At 42.0% G+C, this 19307-nt stretch carries 15 protein-coding genes; 5 read left to right on the forward strand and 10 right to left on the reverse strand.

Features of this window, described 5'->3' with window-relative positions; all coding sequences use genetic code 11:
• Positions 1 to 99: 99 nt before the first annotated feature.
• The 4 genes from ACGF63_RS17575 to fdhE form a co-directional block, all read right to left on the reverse strand.
• On the reverse strand, positions 100 to 1749 hold the full coding sequence (locus ACGF63_RS17575) for an LTA synthase family protein (RefSeq protein ID WP_152964051.1): 1650 nt from the start codon (positions 1747 to 1749) through the stop codon (positions 100 to 102).
• A 129-nt stretch (positions 1750 to 1878) separates the two neighbouring features.
• Positions 1879 to 3738 carry a selenocysteine-specific translation elongation factor gene (selB, locus tag ACGF63_RS17580; protein WP_387632379.1) on the reverse strand — a complete coding sequence of 620 codons (1860 nt, stop codon included), beginning with the start codon at positions 3736 to 3738 and terminating at the stop codon, positions 1879 to 1881.
• Positions 3739 to 3772: 34 nt separating this feature from the next.
• A complete protein-coding gene (gene selA, locus ACGF63_RS17585; protein WP_387632382.1) occupies positions 3773 to 5164 on the reverse strand; it encodes an L-seryl-tRNA(Sec) selenium transferase in 1392 nt (463 codons plus the stop codon).
• 21 nt (positions 5165 to 5185) lie between these two features.
• Complete coding sequence (gene fdhE / locus ACGF63_RS17590) at positions 5186 to 6115, reverse strand: formate dehydrogenase accessory protein FdhE (protein ID WP_036845379.1); 930 nt, start codon at positions 6113 to 6115, stop codon at positions 5186 to 5188.
• Positions 6116 to 6798: 683 nt separating this feature from the next.
• Between fdhE and ACGF63_RS17595 the strand changes: the two genes are divergently transcribed.
• The 3 genes from ACGF63_RS17595 to ACGF63_RS17605 all read left to right on the forward strand — a co-directional run bounded on the left by ACGF63_RS17595 (position 6799) and on the right by ACGF63_RS17605 (position 10153).
• Positions 6799 to 7752 carry a methyltransferase gene (locus ACGF63_RS17595; RefSeq protein WP_387632385.1) on the forward strand — a complete coding sequence of 318 codons (954 nt, stop codon included), beginning with the start codon at positions 6799 to 6801 and terminating at the stop codon, positions 7750 to 7752.
• A gap of 424 nt (positions 7753 to 8176) precedes the next feature.
• The gene (locus tag ACGF63_RS17600) at positions 8177 to 9130 is read left to right on the forward strand and encodes a methyltransferase (protein ID WP_152964055.1); all 954 of its coding nucleotides are present in this window, start codon (positions 8177 to 8179) and stop codon (positions 9128 to 9130) included.
• 69 nt (positions 9131 to 9199) lie between these two features.
• A complete protein-coding gene (locus ACGF63_RS17605; protein WP_387632389.1) occupies positions 9200 to 10153 on the forward strand; it encodes a methyltransferase in 954 nt (317 codons plus the stop codon).
• A gap of 181 nt (positions 10154 to 10334) precedes the next feature.
• Here ACGF63_RS17605 and fdoI read toward each other — a convergent pair whose 3' ends face one another.
• Genes fdoI through fdnG form a run of 3 tightly spaced genes read right to left on the reverse strand, consistent with a single transcriptional unit; the run spans position 10335 to position 14961 of the window.
• A complete protein-coding gene (gene fdoI, locus ACGF63_RS17610; RefSeq protein WP_387632391.1) occupies positions 10335 to 10976 on the reverse strand; it encodes a formate dehydrogenase cytochrome b556 subunit in 642 nt (213 codons plus the stop codon).
• Positions 10973 to 11902 (reverse strand): formate dehydrogenase subunit beta, encoded by a 930-nt coding sequence (fdxH, locus tag ACGF63_RS17615; RefSeq protein WP_152964058.1) that lies wholly within the window; start codon positions 11900 to 11902, stop codon positions 10973 to 10975. The genes fdoI and fdxH overlap by 4 nt, the downstream gene beginning before the upstream one ends.
• A gap of 11 nt (positions 11903 to 11913) precedes the next feature.
• Complete coding sequence (gene fdnG / locus ACGF63_RS17620; protein WP_387632394.1) at positions 11914 to 14961, reverse strand: formate dehydrogenase-N subunit alpha; 3048 nt, start codon at positions 14959 to 14961, stop codon at positions 11914 to 11916.
• A 182-nt stretch (positions 14962 to 15143) separates the two neighbouring features.
• Here fdnG and fdhD point away from each other — a divergent pair, with 182 nt between their 5' ends.
• Positions 15144 to 15974, forward strand: coding sequence for a formate dehydrogenase accessory sulfurtransferase FdhD (gene fdhD / locus ACGF63_RS17625; protein ID WP_152964060.1), 831 nt, complete (start codon positions 15144 to 15146; stop codon positions 15972 to 15974).
• On the opposite strand, the gene ACGF63_RS17630 is transcribed toward fdhD, so the two are convergent.
• A complete protein-coding gene (locus ACGF63_RS17630; RefSeq protein WP_152964061.1) occupies positions 15971 to 16735 on the reverse strand; it encodes a transferase in 765 nt (254 codons plus the stop codon). The two genes, fdhD and ACGF63_RS17630, sit on opposite strands and share 4 nt — an antisense overlap.
• A gap of 339 nt (positions 16736 to 17074) precedes the next feature.
• Here ACGF63_RS17630 and ACGF63_RS17635 point away from each other — a divergent pair, with 339 nt between their 5' ends.
• Positions 17075 to 17593 carry a hypothetical protein gene (locus ACGF63_RS17635; RefSeq protein ID WP_387632398.1) on the forward strand — a complete coding sequence of 173 codons (519 nt, stop codon included), beginning with the start codon at positions 17075 to 17077 and terminating at the stop codon, positions 17591 to 17593.
• A gap of 87 nt (positions 17594 to 17680) precedes the next feature.
• Here the strand turns inward: ACGF63_RS17635 and ACGF63_RS17640 are convergent, their stop codons facing one another.
• Together ACGF63_RS17640 and ACGF63_RS17645 are read right to left on the reverse strand one after the other, a co-directional pair.
• Entirely contained in the window at positions 17681 to 19000 is a 1320-nt protein-coding gene (locus tag ACGF63_RS17640) for a type II toxin-antitoxin system HipA family toxin (RefSeq protein WP_036845357.1), read from the reverse strand.
• Complete coding sequence (locus ACGF63_RS17645) at positions 19000 to 19281, reverse strand: helix-turn-helix domain-containing protein (RefSeq protein WP_036845356.1); 282 nt, start codon at positions 19279 to 19281, stop codon at positions 19000 to 19002. The genes ACGF63_RS17640 and ACGF63_RS17645 overlap by 1 nt, the downstream gene beginning before the upstream one ends.
• Between the last annotated feature and the right edge of the window lie 26 nt (positions 19282 to 19307).

Genomic DNA, 19307 nt, shown 5'->3' on the forward strand with positions numbered 1-19307 from the left:
AACAGTTGCAGAAAGTTGAAATTGGAGAGTGTTTACCTGCATCTGAAGTGCAGCAAGCGCCATATTTATATGGCACCCACCCACTCATTATTTTACGGCTTATTTTTTACCTGCCACTTCCAATTGCTGATAAATATAGTGTTTGTAACTATCCACCAGCGCTTTATCCTGACAATCATCCAGCGCCCCCCGACAAAGGTGGCGCATCGTCATATTCGCCCGGTAAAAAGGTGAAGCATCCAGTTTAGCTCTCTCTACAATCATTCCACCAAGGAATGAAATATCCGTCAGCTCATCAGTCTGAACAGGGCTTCCCTGTTTTAGGTTATCCCGCATAGTGAACTGAGTGATATAACCCGGATTTGAAAATACGCTATTGTACTGACCTAGTTCGATGTTGGGTTGATGATCACCAAAGTAGAGAAAAATGGTAGGTTTTTCCCGTTTAGCAACAAACTCACTGAAATCTCTGATTGCCGGGTCAGAAGCTTTGATTTTCTCCATATAGTGACTGAACTTACCAACAGCTTGTGAATTTTTCACATGCCCGGAAAGTCCGTAATCATCTGAATGATCTTCATCATATGGGCCATGTTCATACATAGTCAGTGAGAAAATAAACAACGGCTTATCGGTTTCCTGTGCCAGAATTTCTTTCACATAGCTCAACATCTCTTGTGTAGAGATGGTCCACAGATTTTCATCAGGACTGGCGGGATACCCTAGCTCCTGCGGCTGGATAATACGGTCAACACCCAGCGTCTGATAAGCATGACCAGAATGATAGGAGGATTTATTAAATGGAGTCAAAACAACAGTGTAATAGCCATTCTGTTTCATCTCGCGGAACAGGCTGTATTTCAGGTGATCAACGATAAAATAAAAAACAGCATTCTTACGTGAGCCAAAATCATCGGTATTCAAACCCGTCAGAACAGAGAATTCAGATAACCAGGTACCCCCACCGAAAGTTTGTACCCGCATTGGGCTTTGTGCGCTGACCCCAGAATCCCGCTGGAACATATACAGATCCGGCAGGCGGGAATCATCAGGCAGCTGATAAATATGCGGAGTAACAGTAGATTCCTGCAATAGCAACACCACATCGGGTTTGATTTCTGACTGAGACACAGGCAGCGTGATATTCTTAGCCTGTTGCAGGAAATAATCGGATGATTGCCCAAACTGAGGCACACGATGTTTGGCATCTTTAGCTGACATCACCATATTGGTCACTGTACCACGCCCTTTTGGCAGTGAAGATTCCCATTGATCTCTAAACGCGTTGGCAGTAAAGCTCACTTCCCATGTACAGAACGCAACCAGCACCAGGCTGGCAGTACGCCATTTGAAGCCACGTAAAGGTGATGATTTTTTCCAGCTCAGAGTCATATTAAATATCAACCAGATAAACATAGCGACAACTCCCAGGCCAGCCAGCCAATAGTGTCGCAATGTTTCCTGATTAGAAGGATCAAACATCAGGTTAAGGTCAGAGAACATCAACTGTTCTTTGTAGTAATGAATCTTTATCTGATTAAGGAACTTAAAGATAATAAACAGTGTTCCGGTAAAGGCGGCAGAAAACAGTAACCGGGCTGACACAAAAAATACCAGACCAAATATCACACCAAACACACCGACAGCGATCAGCGCCGGATAAATATCTTCACTTTTTTCAAAAACCAGTATTAAAGTTGCAATAAACAATAATCCCAGATAAACACCCGATATTATCTTTCTTTTCATACCGTACCAAATCCCGTTAATAGAAAGCTCACGCCGATAACAGTTAGCAAAAATAACACAAGCTGGTTAAATCAACAGAAACAAAACTGTCATTCTGCTAAAATTGCCTACATTTTGGGCAAAAAATTATCAGAATAGTCCATTATCCCTAAGAATATGTGATTCAGCCTGACGGCGGGTAAAACCACTGTGATCAAAGAACTCTAGGATCTGAATAGCCAATTTACGACCAATACCTAATTCATCACGAAAGTCGGCGGCAGTAATCGCACCATGATTTTGATTAAACTTGCGGATAAGTTCCGCAAACTGCTGAATTCGTTGGCTACAATAATAGCGATCCGGAACAATAGCGGTAATATGTCCCAATTGAGCTGATTTTTTCAACAAACTACGAATTGTCGCCTCTTCTTCCTTTAAATCAGAAGCCAATTCACGTACCCACCAGGGATCATCGGTAAAATAGGGAGCTACTCGTTGCCACAGTTTTGCCTGTTCATCACTGAAAGCCAAACCATGCTCAGGAAGATATAACCAACCATGTGACTGTTTTAATTGCCCATCCCTGAGCAAGAGATTTATCAGAGTATAAACCAGCGCTTCATTCAGCGTTGGCAACGCCATCCGTTTCAGGCGCGCCCTTCCCAAACCCAGTTGATCAGCATGTTGCTGATGGTATTCAGCCAAAACCTGTAACAATTTCTGTTCCGCCAATCTGGCATTGCTTTGTGATAACACCATACCATCGGCAATAATCACATCCATATCAGCCAGTAACTGATGGAGATCCGTTTCCATTAACTGGCGCGCCCAAGAAAAATGACTAAGAGAAAGTGCACCTCGTAGCAAATGGAGCGCTAAGTTAGTCGCATGGTCCGATGTTTTGGCAAGCTGGGTGAGCCAATGCAAAAATTCTGGCTGGCGCTTACCACGGCGGGGAGAATTGAGGTTTATCACCCGAGCCCCGGCAAGTGTTTTTCTGGCACTGATATCGCGCAATATCAGCCGGTCATTCTCAACCAACCATAATGGGCTATCAAGCACCAATTCAGCCAACCGAGGCGTATCAGAAAGCTGATTCAGTAACGAAATCCGACCCGTTATATGGCTGGCGGCATGATGAATATGAAGAGATTGCCAATTTCGCAAAGGTTCATCAGTTTCCACTTCCACCAGTACCTTCTCCACATTTTCAAAAGGTTTTTGGGAAAGTAGCCAGTCACCACGGGAAACCTGTTCTTTACTCACATCACCGATGATATTCAGTGCAATACGCTGCCCGGCCTGAGCCGTACTTGTCTGTTGATTCTGAGCGTGCAGGCCACGCACTCTGATTTGTTTATCACTGCCGGTCAGCCAGAGAATATCGCCTACACTAACTTGGCCGGCCAATGCCGTGCCTGTCACCACCAGACCCGCACCTTTTACACTGAAAGCGCGATCGATCGCCAAACGAAAACGCTGATGTAATTTTTCATGCTGCTGATTTCGCTGATGTAACTGCAACAGATGTTGCCTTAGAGGGACAACGCTCTCTTCCTCAGTAGCAGCCGTGACAAACAGAGGGAAATCAATCCAACCTTGAGTTATCAGCTCATATTCAACCTGTTGGCGAACGTCAATTATCCGTTGCGGTTCCACCCGGTCTGCTTTAGTGAGAGCAACTATCACCGCTGGGCAGCCAATCAAACGCAGAATAACTAAATGTTCTCTAGTCTGAGCCATTACCCCATCGTCACAGGCGACCACTAACAAAACATGATCGATACCACCGACCCCTGCCAGCATATTGGCGAGGAATTTCTCATGTCCGGGCACATCCACAAAACCAATCGAAGATCCATCCGACTGCGGCCAATAGGCATAACCGAGATCGATGGTCATGCCCCGTTTTTTCTCTTCCGGCAAATGTGCCGTATTAACGCCGGTAATAGCTTGAATCAGTGTGGTTTTACCATGGTCAACATGACCTGCTGTGGCAAAAATCATAGTAGTTTCAGAAAATTATGGTAGTTCCAGAAAATTATAGTAATAGTGCCTGCAACAATGCCTTTCCATCTTCCAGACAACGTAAATCGAGCCACAAGCGCCCTCCAGAGATACGGCCAATAACGGGTTTCGCCAATCCACGCCAACAACGGGCCAGCTGTTCCAGTGTGCTCCCTTGACCATCAGCGGCAACGAAAGTTAAAGCCCAACTAGGCAGACGATCAACCGGCAGCGAACCACTGCCAATCTGTGAATAACATGGCTCACTACGAACAATAAATCGGTCACCATAATATGCCTGAATCTCAGGCAATAGCTGTTGTGCCACATCATGCATTTCTTGCTGTTGGCGGGTTAACAAACGCAACGTTGGCAACTGCTGGCAGAGTTGTTCAGGGCGCTGATACAACCGTAAAGTCGCTTCCAGAGCGGCTAAAGTCATTTTGTCTGCCCGCAAAGCACGTTTCAGTGGATGACGCTGGATAGCTTCTATCCATTGTTTTTTACCCAGAATAATTCCAGCCTGTGGCCCCCCCAGTAATTTATCACCAGAGAAAGTCACCAAATCGATGCCTTTATCCAGATAGTCCTGAGGCATCGGTTCAGCCGGCAGCCCATATTGCGCCACATTAACCATGGAGCCACTACCCAAATCAATTGCTGTAGGAATTTGATATTTCACTCCCAAAGCGGCCAATTCAAGACCAGACACTTCCGCGGTAAAACCTTCGATGCTGTAATTACTGGCATGCACCTTCATCAGAAGGGCGGTCTCTTCATTGATAGCCTGCTGATAATCTCTCAGGTGAGTACGGTTAGTCGTACCGACTTCAACCAATTGGCACCCTGCCTGAACCATCACATCAGGAATACGGAATGCGCCACCGATTTCCACCAACTCACCACGGGAAACGACAACTTGCTTACCTGACGCCACCGTTGCCAACAATAACAATACAGCCGCTGCATTGTTATTAACGATACAGGCATCTTCCGCACCCGTTAATTCACACAGTAAATTCGCCAAAGCGCGATCGCGATGCCCACGCTCGGCGCCATTGAGAGAATATTCTAACGTTACCGGTGAACGCATCACTTGTATTACCGCTTCAATAACCGGTTCGGCCAGTAATGCCCGGCCAAGATTGGTATGAAGCACAGTGCCACTAAGATTAAACACCGGCTTTAAAGCCAAAGCTTGCTTCCGCTCCAGTCGCTGACCAAGTGCCGCAGCCCAGTTATCACACCAATCAGGTAATTCCTGATACTGCTTGATATTTATTCTGACCTGCTCCTGCATTCTTCTTAATGTCACAGTGATTAACGTCTGTCCATATTGTTCCACAAACGGTGCTATCTGTGGTTCATGCAACAGGCGATCAATGGAGGGGATCTGGCTGTATAACGGGCACGGTTTTTGTGTCATGGCAATTCCGTCGATTAACACTTACTCATTTGGAAACAAGAACGGGTTGATGCTACTGCGGGCAAAACCTTCCTCTTCCATTTTAGCATCAAGGATCAGTGAAGCCAGATCATCAGCAATCGCCTCAACTTTTGGATCTTTTTCCTGATAGAGGATTTTCAGATAACTGCCACAATCACCGCAACTTTCCGCTTTCACTGCGGCTTGCTCACTCTTTAATGACCAATAATTCAGATCACGGGTCTGTTCACAGTTACTGCATTTCACCCGTACCATATGCCATTCACTTTCACACAAGCTGCAATGCAGGTAACGCAGCCCGTTGGTTGTGCCAATCTGAACAACACTGGCGACGGGAATACTGCTGCAAACCGGGCAAAACTGACGATGCTCACCATATTCTGCTCTCGCCTTTCCTGGAATTTGATTTGCCATTTGTGCCCAATACAGGGAAAGTGCAGCCCAGATAAAGAGTGCTTTTTCAGAACTAACTTTATTAAATTCATTTTTCAGCAAAGCATCAGCCATCTGTTCCAGTTCCTGCTCCGACGCTTTTTCCAGATTATCCAGAGCGGCACTGACGTGTTCCGGTGCATCCGGCGCTAATTCTGCTATCAGAGAGTGAAACAGTTTTTGCCAATGCTGAGTGCGTGGAAATGTTTTGCAATCCAGAGGTGGTTTACCTTCAGCGGCAGATTTTTCCAGAATATCCACTATCTCTATTTTCAATGGATTGTCATGCAGCACTTTTTGTTGGGCCTGAGCAACTTCCGCTGCAAAGTTAAGATAGTCAGCAAATGGGTTATCTTCTGCCAGTTGTTGCAGACGTTCAGCCCGGCGCTGATAGAGATTTTTCAGATTAGCAAAAAGCAGTGGCGGGATATAATCTGTTGCTTTTTCATTGGTACGATCTTTGCTCAATTGTTCTTTAGGAACGATGCGAATACTCATTAAGTTCTATCTTCCTGTTATCTGCTTTGCGGCTTTTAGGCTAATAATAATCTTAAGCCTGTTTTTAGTCTCAGCATAGATCAAAAGCGGGCTCTGGGCCACAGAGAGAATTAGGAAATTACAGTAAAAATCTAGGTAATGATATAGAAAGTTGTGTACTCAACAGCAACCAATATATTCAAAAAACACCTACAATTTTTCAGGTTTTATAATTATTAATTTTTTTCATAAATTAATCTATAAAAAAATATCCCACTATGTTATTTCCTGCCATTTGATTGTAAAAACAAAAATAGTTAATTGTGATCTTCGTCATTTATTTTTATTCGATTTAATATAATCTTTAGTTAATCATTCATTCCTAAAAATGAGTAATTAAGGTGACAGATGCAATACTTTAATAATACATTGTTGATTTACTGCTCTGTTCATGTAATTCTGACGTCCCAAATGTTATGCTATCTTGATATTGGATAAATTAACCATGATCAATCAAATTGAGTTAACCAATTGGGAAGCAAGCCGAATTAAAACCTCATCACCTAATAAGGAAAAAATAGCAAAGTTAATAATTACAATTTGGTTAAAGTATGTTCCAAAGATATCTAATTAGTCATAATGATATTTCCTGGACTTTAGATGAAATACCTTATTTATAAAATAATCACATAAAGGATAACTCAATGCTAATCGACCTGATTACATCGCATAGAAAAACAGCCGCAATTTACGCTTTTGTTGATACAGGATTATCTGATCACTTTAAAAATGGGGCCTGCGTAGATATAGACGAGCTTTCCCATAAATCTGGCGTTGACAAATCTCGCCTTAATCAATTATGTGATTATTTAATTGAAATAGGAGTATTGGTTAGCAACAATCACGGAATAACACTTTCTGACGAATGCAGTGCACTTACCGACCCTGAAAGTCTAGAGTCATTAATGATAAAATATGAAACCAACCAAGAACATTGGAACTCTTGGGTAATGTATTCAAAATCTCTACGTGAAAACAATGGTAAATCAGCATTTGAAATGGTATATGGAAAGACAATTTTTGAACATCTAGCGGATAATAAATCACTCAGAGCAGATTTCGATGCTCTAATGACAAAAAACTCTAATACATTAATTAAAAATTTGCTTGATGTTTATGATTTTAATCAATATAACAGAATGTTAGATGTTGGAGGCGCAAGAGGACATCTTCTGAAAAGCATTAATGAAAAAGTAAAAGGAAAACATTATGCTGTATTAGATAGATATAATGAACTTCCTGTTTCAGAAGATATAGATTTCATAAATGGAGATTTTATGAAATCTATTCCATCAGGTTATGATTTATATATCTTAATGAATATCATCCATAATTGGAGTGATAATGACGTAATATCAATTTTAAATAATTGCCGAAAAGCAATGGATGATGGTGCAACTATCTTATTGATAAGCATGATGAAAAAGCCACAATCCCCAATAGCTAACTCTATGAGCATATTAATGGATATGCTATTTTTATCGAAAGAGCGCTATTTGGATGAAGTCGAATATCTGGCTAATCAAGCAGGACTCACCATTAAAGATAATAAAGATATAGATGAAACATTTTCAACTATTGAACTAAAGGTAAAATAAATTATAGGTAGTTATGGATTACTTCCAAAGATAATTATATGGATATTGCATTATTAAGAAATTTATATATAAAATTGGCATCATAATCTTAGATGCCAATTTTCATTTTATATCAACGTGACATATACGTATTAAAATAATATTCAGCGAGCAGGTTATGTTCTGCCAATTGTGATCTTCATCATTTCTTTTTATCAGATTTAAGATAGTCTGATAGTTAATAGCCTAACTCAAACACGTGTTCAAATTAAGTTAAACAATTATCAAGTAAAGAGAATTAGATCTTCACTATATCACCAGGAAAAAATAACAAAGCTAATAATCACATTTTAGTAAAAATATCCAATCAGTCGTAATGGCACTTCCTGGACTTTAGATAAAACACTTCATTTCTTTATAATATAAATACATAAAGGATAACTCAATGCTAGTCGAACTTATTACCTCATATAGAAAATCAGCTGCAATTTACGCTTTTGTTGATACAGGATTATCGGTCCATTTTAAAGATGGGGCCTATATCGATATCAGTGATCTTTCTCATAAATTTGGTATTGATCATTCTCGCCTTAACCGATTATGTGATTTCTTAATTGAAGTAGGGGTATTAGTGAACAAAAACGATAAAGTTGCACTTTCTGATGAATGCCGTGCACTTGCCGATCCTGAAAGTATGGAATCATTATTTATAAAGTGGGAACTCAGCCCAGATTGCTGGAACGTTTGGTCAATGTACCCCAAATCCTTACTTGAAAATGATGGAAAATCGGCATTTGAAATAGCACATGGAAAACCATTCTTTGAATATTTTGATAACAATAAATTAGTCAGATCAATTTTTGACTCCGCAATGTCAAAAACCTCAGACAGAATAATTGAAAAGTTACTTGATATTTATGATTTTAGTCAATACAACAGAATATTAGACGTTGGAGGTGGAGAGGGAAATCTTTTGATAAAAATCAGAGAAAAAGTAAAAGTAAAACACTACGCTGTATTGGACAGATATAATGAAATTCCTGTTTCAGAAAATATAGAGTTTATAAATGGAGATTTTCTAAAATCAGTTCCATCAGGTTATGATTTATATATTTTAAAGAATATTCTTCATGATTGGTCTGATAATGACGCAATATTAATTTTGGAAAATTGCCGAAAGGCAATGGATAACGGTGCAACTGTCTTATTGATAAACTACACGAAAAAATCACAATCCAGCATGGTTATATTTTTAGACATATTAATGGATGTACTATTTTCAGGAAAAGAACGTTTCTTGAATGAATTCGAATACTTAGCTAACCAAGCCGGGCTGGTCATTCAGGATACTAAAGATATAGATGAATCATCTTCAATTATCCAACTAGGAATAAAATAAACTATAGGTAATGTATATTTGAGAAAATACTTCATTTCTCTATAAATATGAAGATATAAGGATAACGCTATGCTAATCGATCTGATTACATCATATAGAAAATCAGCCGTAATTTATGCTTTTGTTGATACAGGATTATCAGTTCACTTTAAAAATGGAGCTTATATCGATATCAACGAACTTTCCCATAAATCTGGTATTGATCATTCCCGCCTTAGCCGATTATGTGATTTCTTAATCGAAATAGGGGTATTAGTTGGCAACAACGATAGAGTCGCGCTTTCTGATGAATGCAGTGCACTTGCCAATCCTGAAAGTATGGAATCACTCATGACAAAATGTGAGATTAGCCCAGAGTTTTGGCACGCTTGGTTAATGTATTCAAAATCCCTACTTGAAAATAATAGCAAACCCGCATTTGAAATAGCACATGGAAAACCATTCTTTGATTATTTGAAAAGTAATCAATTACTTAAATCAAACTTTGATCGTTTTATGTCAAAAAACTCAGACAAAATAATTGGAAAACTGCTTGATACTTATGATCTTAGTCAATACAACAGAATATTAGATCTTGGAGGAGGAGAAGGAAATCTTTTAATAAGAATTAGCGAAAAGGTGAAAGGAAAACATTACGCTGTATTAGATATATATAATGAAATTCCTGTTTCAGAAAATATAGAGTTTATAGATGGAGATTTTTTTAAATCAATTCCTTCAGGTTACGATTTATATATTTTAAAGAATATTATCCATAATTGGTCTGATAATGATTCAATATTAATTTTAAAAAATTGTCGAAAAGCGATGGACAATGATGCAACTATTTTATTGATAGGATTAATAAAAAAATCGCAATCAGAAAGAATAAAATCTACAGATATTACAATGGATGTACTATTATCAGGAAAAGAGCGTTACTTGACTGAATTCGAATATCTGGCTGACCAAGCAGGACTTGTTATTAAAAACACTAAAAATATAAATGAGTTATATTCAATTATCGAACTGGGTGTAAAATAAATCACAAGCCAGTCAGGACACCTTTAAAGATAATCATATGGATATTGTTTTTTTAAGAACTGGGCATATAATAAATGGTATCGAAATATTTGATGCCATTTTTATTTTAATAATTTCCTGTATTGCTCAAACTTAATGAGTAATAGGCAGAATATAACTACTCTGCCTTGATTATTATATATCAGAGCTTATCTTCCTGTCTCTCCTGTTTCATCACTTCACGATACCAACGTGGATGATGCTTCTTCGCCCACCCGCGAGTCACCCAGCCTTCAACCATAGCCCGGATAGAACCTTTCACCCAGAATGCCGCATAAGCATGAATAATAATGGTCAAGATCAAACCAATGGCTGACATTGAATGAACCAATAGAGCAACACGGATAACCGGGATAGAGAAGAAATCAGCAAAATATGGACGCCAGATAATAATACCACTGACGGCCAGCAATATCAGACAGACACTGATAGACCAATAGACACCTTTCTGACCCAAGTTGTATTGACCGATATCACCGGCTTCCTCATTTCTCAAAATCTTACGAATATTTTTCAGCCATACAATGTCGTCTTTGTCGATAAAGTTATGTTTGAAGTATCTAAAAAACATAAAGATAAACAAAACAAACATCACAGAGCCAGCAAACGGATGCAAAATCCGTGACAACTGAGGTGTACCGAAAATATTCATCAGCCAGTTAAAAGAGGGGAAAAAGAATCCCAATCCGCTGATGGCGGTAAACAGAAAACAGAGTACTACCGCCCAGTGGTTTACCCGCTCAACCGGTGAGTGACGGATAATAATATCCTTTCTCTTTTTCATCTCTGCTCCTCCCCATTGGCTGATTTCTGTGAAGATTCTGCATCACGACGCGCATCTTCCTCGTCTTCCTCAGTCACACGATTCGGACCAATACCCACATAATGGAAAAGACTGGCAGCAAATGTCGCCGCAAACCCCACCGCAGCCAGAGGCTTCCAAATACCTTTCCAGAAGGTGACTGTCGGGCTGATAGACGGATTATCCGGTAGGCCATGATATAACTGAGGTTTATCACTATGGTGCAACACATACATCACATGAGTACCCCCAACCCCTGCCGGATCGTACAGGCCAGCATTCTCATAACCACGGCCTTTCAACTCAGTGACCCGTTCAGCAGCCAAATCTTTCATCGCTTTTTTACTGCCAAAATGGATTGCACCGGTCGGACAGGTTTTCACACAAGCAGGCTCCTGACCGACACCAACGCGGTCAACACATAAGGTACATTTGTATACCCGGTTGTCCTCTTTGTTAATACGCGGCACATTGAACGGGCAACCCGCGATACAGTAACCACAACCAATACAGTGTTCTGACTGGAAATCAACAATCCCATTAGCATACTGGATGATCGCACCTTCCGCCGGACAAGCTTTCAAGCAGCCCGGATCAGCACAGTGCATACAACCATCCTTGCGGATAAGCCACTCCAGCTTGCCATTCTCTTCAACTTCCGAAAAGCGCATCACGGTCCATGATTTAGCGGTTAAATCAGCCGGGTTATCATAAACACCCACGTTATAACCGATTTCATCACGGATATCGTTCCATTCGGAACAGGCCACCTGACAAGCTTTACAACCAATACACGTTGTGACATCAATCAGCTTCGCAACTTCTTCCTGGTCATCCCGCACCCGGGGCGCAGGAGTGAAAGAGTGGGTGGCAGAGCGACGAATAATGTCTTGAGTTTGCAATGACATAATTTTTCCCCTTATACCTTTTCCACATTAACCAGAAACGCTTTGAATTCAGGCGTTTGTGTGTTCGCATCACCAACAAAGGGTGTCAGCGTATTAGCAATAAAGCCTTTTTTAGCCGCGCCTTCAAAACCCCAATGAATGGGAATACCGATAGTATCCACTTCACGTCCGTGCACATGCAGAGTCCGAATACGTTTGGTGACGACCGCTTTCGCCTTAATGTAGCCACGGTTCGAACTGACTTTGACAGTATCTCCGTGTTTGATGCCTTTCTTCTCTGCCAGTTTTTCACCGATTTCCACAAACTGCTCAGGCTGGATAATCGAGTTCAGTAATGCATGTTTTGTCCAGTAGTGAAAATGTTCAGTCAGGCGGTAAGTGGTTCCCACATAGGGGAATTTATCCGCCTTCCCCATAGCCTCAAAGTCACTTTTGAACACACGGGCAGCCGGGTTAGATATCACATTCGGATGCAACGGATTGGTACCCAACGGCGTTTCAAAGGGTTCGTAGTGTTCAGGAAACGGACCTTCTGCCATCTTATCAATAGCGAACAGACGCCCCATACCTTCCGGTTGCATGATAAACGGACCTACATCGGTTTCCGGTGCAGCCACACTGTAATCAGGAATATCAGCCCCATCCCACTTAGCACCACGCCACGTCAATAACTGACGTTTCGGGTCCCACGGTTTACCCTGCGGATCAGCCGATGCACGGTTATACAAAATACGACGGTTTAGCGGCCACGCCCAGGCCCAACCCAGTGTATTACCCAAACCTGACGGGTCAGAATTATCACGACGGGCCATCTGGTTACCTTCTGGTGTCCAGCTTCCGGCAAAGATCCAACAACCACTGGCGGTAGTGCCGTCATCACGTAGCTGGGCAAAAGAGGTCAATTGCTGACCTTGCTTCACCATAACTTTGCCATCAGCATCAATCAGATCAACTAGTGCCCGGCCATTACTCTCCTGAGCTACCTCTTCCGATGTAGGACTGTCCGGGTTGAAGTAATCCCAAGTCATATTCAGCACCTGCTCTGGTAATACTCCTCTTTCTGCACGATACATATCCCGCATACGTTTGAAGATACCAGAGAGGATTTCGCCATCACCGATAGCTTCTCCCGGCGCATCAGCCCCTTTCCAGTGCCATTGCAACCAGCGGCCAGAGTTAACAATCGAGCCGTTTTCTTCTGCAAAACAGCAACACGGCAGACGGAAAACTTCTGTCTGAATTTTAGCTGAATCAACGTCGTTAAATTCACCGTGGTTCTGCCAGAAAGTGGATGTTTCAGTATTAAGTGGGTCAATAGTGATTAGGAATTTCAGCTTTGACAGTGCATCAACCACTTTGTTTTTATCCGGGAATGAAGCAACCGGGTTAAAGCCCTGACAAATATAGCCGTTCACTTCACCTTTCGACATCATTTCGAAAAATTGCAGAACGTCATAACTTTTGTCCCACTTAGGCAACCAGTCAAAACCCCAATCGTTATCCTGACGGGCGTTATCACCATAGAAGCTCTTCATCAGACTGATAAAGAATTTCGGATAATTACCCCAGTAGTTAACCTGACCTGGCAACAGGGGTTTCGGTGTATTTGCCTGTAAGTAAGTTTGCAAATCGGCCTGTTTCTCTGACGGCAATGTCAAATATCCCGGCAAGCTCTGCGACAATAGCCCTAAATCAGTCAATCCCTGAATATTCGAGTGACCACGCAATGCGTTAACACCGCCACCAGCCATACCCATGTTGCCCAACAGCAGTTGGATCATTGCCATAGTACGGATGTTTTGTGCACCAACTGAGTGTTGAGTCCAACCCAGTGCGTACAAGAAGGAAGCGGTCTTGTCCTTAACGCAAGTCTCTGCAATATATTCACAGACTTTCAGAAAATCATCTTTTGGCGTGCCACAAATATCACTGACAACATCAGGCGTATAGCGGCTAACGTGCTCTTTTAACAGGTTCCATACACAATGCGGATGACTTAGTGTGATATCACGTTTGGCAAAACCATTTTCATCCAGTGCATAGTTCCAACTGGTTTTGTCGTATTTACGGTTTTCTGCATCATAACCGCTGAATAAACCATCATCGAACGAGTAATCTTCACGCACGATAAGACTGGCGTTAGTGTACGCCTCAACATATTCACGGTTAATCTTATGGTTGGTTAGCAGGTATAAAATTACACCTGACAAGAAGGCAATATCAGTACCGGAACGGATTGGCGTATAGAAATCCGCTACAGATGCTGTACGGGTAAAACGTGGATCGATCACGATTAACCTGGCGTTATTATGGATTTTCGCTTCCATTGCCCAGCGAAATCCCACCGGATGCGCTTCGGCTGCATTACCCCCCATCACGACAATCAGATTCGCGTTCTTAATATCAACCCAGTGGTTGGTCATCGCACCGCGACCAAATGTTGGAGCAAGACTTGCTACCGTTGGTCCGTGTCAGACACGCGCCTGGTTGTCTACGGCGAGCATGCCGAGAGCGCGACTAAATTTTTGCGTCAGATAACCTGTTTCATTACTGGAAGCGGACGCACATAGCATCCCCGTCGTCAGCCACCGGTTGACTGTGACACCCCCTTTGTTGGTTTTAACAAAATTAGCATCACGATCGGCTTTCATTAACTTAGCGATGCGATCAAATGCCTCATCCCAAGAGATACGTTGCCATTTGTCAGAACCGGCAGCACGGTATTCTGGATATTTCAGGCGGCTTTCGCTGTGGATAAAGTCAATCAGACCCGCCCCCTTAGGGCACAGCGCGCCACGGTTCACCGGGTGATCTGGATCACCCTCAATATGGAAAATACTTTCTTTCGCATTTTTTGCGCCATCGCCAAGGCTGTACATCAACAGTCCACAACCGACAGAGCAGTACGTACAGGTATTTCGGGTTTCACGCGCACGTAATAGTTTATAGCTACGTGTTTGTGCAAGAGCCGCAGTTGGAACAAAGCCCAACGCTGCCACCGTCGTACCCGCCATACCGCCAGCGCAGATCTTAAAGAACTGCCTTCTGCTGACTTGCATGGGGGATCTCCTCATTCACATTGTCTTAAACAACCATCCATTCCCTCACGGGAAAAATCTTGAATGTGTTCTCTATTATTAATCACTTTCCGTAGCGTGATCAGATTCATTGTCTGACAAATAGTATAGACTCTTTTTTCCACATTATTATTATGTAGCAACACTATTAGGTAATTTATTTAATGCATAACACAAGATCAGGGAAGTTGTTGCAATTTGATGTGATTGAAGGTGCAAAACAAACGAATGTGCAACAAAAGTATCAGCTCAATACACTCAAAGCCGATTGGGTTGCAGAAGAAATTCCTGTGGCTTTGGTCTACAACGGTATCTCACATGTTGTGATGATGGCCAGTCCCAAAGATCTCGAATATTTCGCTATTGGGTTCTCACTGTCTGAAGGCATTATTGAATCTCAACAAGAAATTCGGGGCGTTGATATTCTCGTCAATTGTCGTGGCGGAATTGAGCTGCAAATAGAGCTTTCCAGCCGCCGCTTTGCTGGGTTAAAAGAGCGCAGGCGCAATATGGCAGGACGGACGGGGTGCGGGATCTGCGGTACAGAACAACTTTCTGATATTTTTCGTCCAATTATCCCACTGCCTTTCACTCAAACCTTTTCATTAAGCCATCTTGATTATGCCCTTTCCCAATTGATTCATGTTCAGGATATTGGCGCACTGACCGGTTGTACTCATGCGGCAAGTTGGATCAGTCCAAAAGGTGAGTTATTGGGGGGGTGCGAAGATGTAGGCCGTCACGTTGCGTTGGACAAGATGCTGGGAATGAAAGCCAAAGCAGGCTGGCAACAAGGCTCTGTTCTGGTATCCAGCCGTGCCAGCTATGAAATGGTACAAAAATCTGCTACCTGTGGCGTTGAGATTTTATTTGCTGTTTCAGCAGCGACTTCACTGGCTGTAGAAGTCGCTGATCAATGTAATCTGACACTGGTTGGTTTTTGTAAACCCGGCAGGGCAACGGTTTATACCCATGTTGAGCGGTTAATAGATTAATCATTCAGGCTGTAAGACATCCATAAATTGGGCTCAATGTAATAGCCTGTTTGTTGTACATTCACTACCAACGGCACTAAACCACCAGGAATAACATACTGACCACTTTGCGGGAATTTCATGCTTGTCCATTCCTGCCATTTATCAAGCGTAGCATCGATATACATTGAGCGCATGGCAGGTTGAATAATCCTCGCTCCCAGCCGCCAATGCGTCCGAATCCAAGGATCAAAAGGTTCATTTTTGTCATTTTTCCATTCGCAGTATTGTGCGAAATCCTGTAAAGGGTAGCACTTCTTCAACGTTGGTCTGACAGGAACAACCAATCCTTTCAACCCGACTTTAATCGCCACTTGCTTTAAACCACCAATAAGCAATGCCGGTAAATTCTTACCCCGAAATTCAGGAGATACCGTTACTGATAATGCCGACAACATTTTCGTCCCCGTCTTTCCACGGGCAAGCATACCTCGGCGTAAAACTTCATCCCAGCCACTATCCGGCAGTTGTTCCAATGAACCTCCTTCCCAAGGGAAAGGCACTGAATTAGCAACACCAATTAACCGCTGTTTTTCCCCTTGCTGTAAAATAGCAAATTGTTGAAAATGGCTAAAGTCTGGCTTAAATAATTCGTCCCAATACTCATCTCCCATTGGAGAATTCTGCATAAACAAAGGCCAGTTATGATAAATAATCTCATCAGCGGCATCTTTTAAATCAGGTCGTTGTGCTGCGGACTGAATAATAATTTGTGCTTTCAAAGTACGATTTCCAGTAAATATAATCTGTAAGGCTGATAAAAAAATCATTAGTTGACAGTTAAACAGAACAGCAATAACCTCATGACCTGGCAATGGATAAGCCGGGTGTTATTAAGGTAATAACTATTAACAACTTAGAATTTTTTATACTTATAATGAATTAAAAGTGAAGAGATAATGAAAACTCACTTCAATTGAATTCATAACAACAAAAAATAATATATTAACATGGGGCCAACTACAACAACTTATTATTCAACAAATCAAACAACATCAATTTAGTTATATAACTAACTCATGTATGTTAATATTACACTAAACCAACCCAATGATAATTAAATGAAATTTATATTTTTAACGGATATCCATGGAATTTCAGAACACGCAAAATTAATTACGGAACGTTTAAGTGGTGATGTATCATTCATTTCCCCTTACGAAAAAGAAAATGAAACTCCAAATAATCAAGAGGCGATGTACGAATATTTCCATAACGTTTCATCAATAGATAAATACACATGCAAAGTAAGGGATACCCTTACATATATCAACACTCCAGTGATACTGGTTGGATTCAGTATCGGCGCGACAGTAGCCTGGCGACTTTCTAATGATAGAAATTTACCCGTTCAGCATTTTATTTGCATCTTTGGTTCACGTATCCGCGATTACCTGGATGTGAAATCAGTAAAACCTACGTCGTTGTTTTTCTCCAACGATGAAAAATACTTTATCGACCAGCTAAAATGCTCCAACAGAATAACCGTAGAGTTGGTAGATTGCGCACACTCAGAAATATCAAAACCCAATGGTTGTAACATTGCCACTGGGTTAATAAACAAAGCATTGGGACGTTAATGTTCTCTTATCCCCCAGAATGATATTCTTTGGGGGATAATTATTTCTGTGCTTCATCTACAGTAGACAATATTGATGACGAGAATGTTAATCCCATCCAATTACCAGACGTTTAGCTCTGACTTGCAGTCCTCCCAATATCGAGTCACTGATATGGGCAGGGAAATCTGCTGGCAACTGGTTTTTGACATCCATGATAACTGTATCAACAGTCTCAGCATACTCAATAAGAATTCTTGCCATAGCATCCTTATCAAACCCAACAGCCTTGGCTGTTTGAAAGAAATGTCTTGGAAATATCTGCTCTATTTTGTACTTCTTACCTTTTGTCCCCGTTAGCCCCATTGCCAATTTGGCATCTCGGGGATGAAGCCCTCTGCCTCCGAATACAGGATACATGGAAAGGATGTCATAAAAAGGCGTTAGCCGATAACTCCCCTCAGCCTCGATAAACAGTGAAAAGTTTTTTGCATGGCCGTCTGTCGCAGCCAATAACCAAAACAACACCTGAGCCTTCATAAACACATAACGGTCAAATTGAGCATTAACCGAGCCCAAGAGGTAGGACATGATCTCGGTAATCCCTGGACCACCATGGCTCTCATATTTTTTCACTGAAGGCACGTTCAAGGTTTGACAAAAGTCTTCCTGAGGCAGTCGCATAATCCAACTGTTGTCAGATGAATACCTGCGATCAAATCGTTCTACTGCCAGTGCTTTTATCCCTCCCACTTTCATCATTAAACAGTGAGGAGCAGACAGCCCAAACTCCCTCGCAATCAACATGCATAGATATTCATTTTCCACACTGTCAGACATATCAATGGAGTATGAATGACTCTCAATTTTGCCGATGGGAAGTTTGATGATGTGTGTTGTCGGCGTGGCATTTAACGGTAAATACCAATGTCCATCAATATCTAAAAGCGCTGTTTTTTCCTGTGCGCCAGCAATGGATATGCGAAAATCTTCCTCGCCTTCGATCATCCCCAATGGCGCATCATCCTGATAGCCGGTCAGCACTTTCTCCAGTTCCGCCTCAGACAAGGGCTTGTATTCAATCTTCTTGATATCATTGGCGGGAGTGCCTTGTTGTACCAGTTGCAAAGCCCCAACACTGTCTTGGCCCACTTTAGCCAGCAGATCAAAAGGTTGTGTTGATTCTGCATTGTACCTGGCAACGATTCGTCTTCTGACTTCCGGGTTATCCGGCAGCAAATTATCGAAAAAGTTATATACCTCGTCACCTTGGTAGGCCTGGTGGCGCAGCGGCATAGACAGTGAAATGGGACGGCTGCCTGGTAATTTAAGCCAAGCCACATCATATTTGAAGTGATGGGCACCGGTATTGGTTTTAGTGAATACTCCAACTCGGTAGCCGTTCATGTAGACATCCAACGCTGCCATTACCACTCCTCTTTCCACACTCGGTCTGACACTGTGCGGTCATCTTCCACTGACGAATTTATCTCAGTAGAGTTTCTTGGCCGGATATCGAGTTCTAAATTCAACGCCGACAGAATCTTAAAGAAGGTCTCCAACTTGGTAGAATCTGGGTGCTGCTCAAAGCTTGATACTGTGTCCTGACGAATACCCACTTTGCTTGCCACTTTACCTTGGGAAAGCTTTTGAGTGCGCCTGACATCTTTTAAATATGCACTGAGCTGTTTCGAGTTAGTTACTTTCATATCAGGATCAACCAATTTGAGCAGTT

Origin of the sequence: Photorhabdus sp. RM322S, assembly GCF_042879395.1 — a bacterium.
GTDB lineage: Bacteria > Pseudomonadota > Gammaproteobacteria > Enterobacterales > Enterobacteriaceae > Photorhabdus > Photorhabdus khanii.

Excerpts from the sequence above, each read along its gene's own strand:
- ACGF63_RS17595 (WP_387632385.1), top strand. The coding sequence starts at position 6,799 with ATGCTAATCGACCTGATTACATCGCATAGAAAAACAGCCGCAATTTAC.
- ACGF63_RS17640 (WP_036845357.1), bottom strand. The coding sequence starts at position 19,000 with ATGGCAGCGTTGGATGTCTACATGAACGGCTACCGAGTTGGAGTATTC.
- fdxH (WP_152964058.1), bottom strand. The coding sequence starts at position 11,902 with ATGTCATTGCAAACTCAAGACATTATTCGTCGCTCTGCCACCCACTCT.
- ACGF63_RS17600 (WP_152964055.1), top strand. The coding sequence starts at position 8,177 with ATGCTAGTCGAACTTATTACCTCATATAGAAAATCAGCTGCAATTTAC.
- fdoI (WP_387632391.1), bottom strand. The coding sequence starts at position 10,976 with ATGAAAAAGAGAAAGGATATTATTATCCGTCACTCACCGGTTGAGCGG.
- ACGF63_RS17645 (WP_036845356.1), bottom strand. The coding sequence starts at position 19,281 with ATGAAAGTAACTAACTCGAAACAGCTCAGTGCATATTTAAAAGATGTC.
- ACGF63_RS17575 (WP_152964051.1), bottom strand. The coding sequence starts at position 1,749 with ATGAAAAGAAAGATAATATCGGGTGTTTATCTGGGATTATTGTTTATT.
- selB (WP_387632379.1), bottom strand. The coding sequence starts at position 3,738 with ATGATTTTTGCCACAGCAGGTCATGTTGACCATGGTAAAACCACACTG.
- fdhD (WP_152964060.1), top strand. The coding sequence starts at position 15,144 with ATGCATAACACAAGATCAGGGAAGTTGTTGCAATTTGATGTGATTGAA.
- ACGF63_RS17605 (WP_387632389.1), top strand. The coding sequence starts at position 9,200 with ATGCTAATCGATCTGATTACATCATATAGAAAATCAGCCGTAATTTAT.
- fdhE (WP_036845379.1), bottom strand. The coding sequence starts at position 6,115 with ATGAGTATTCGCATCGTTCCTAAAGAACAATTGAGCAAAGATCGTACC.
- selA (WP_387632382.1), bottom strand. The coding sequence starts at position 5,164 with ATGACACAAAAACCGTGCCCGTTATACAGCCAGATCCCCTCCATTGAT.
- ACGF63_RS17635 (WP_387632398.1), top strand. The coding sequence starts at position 17,075 with ATGAAATTTATATTTTTAACGGATATCCATGGAATTTCAGAACACGCA.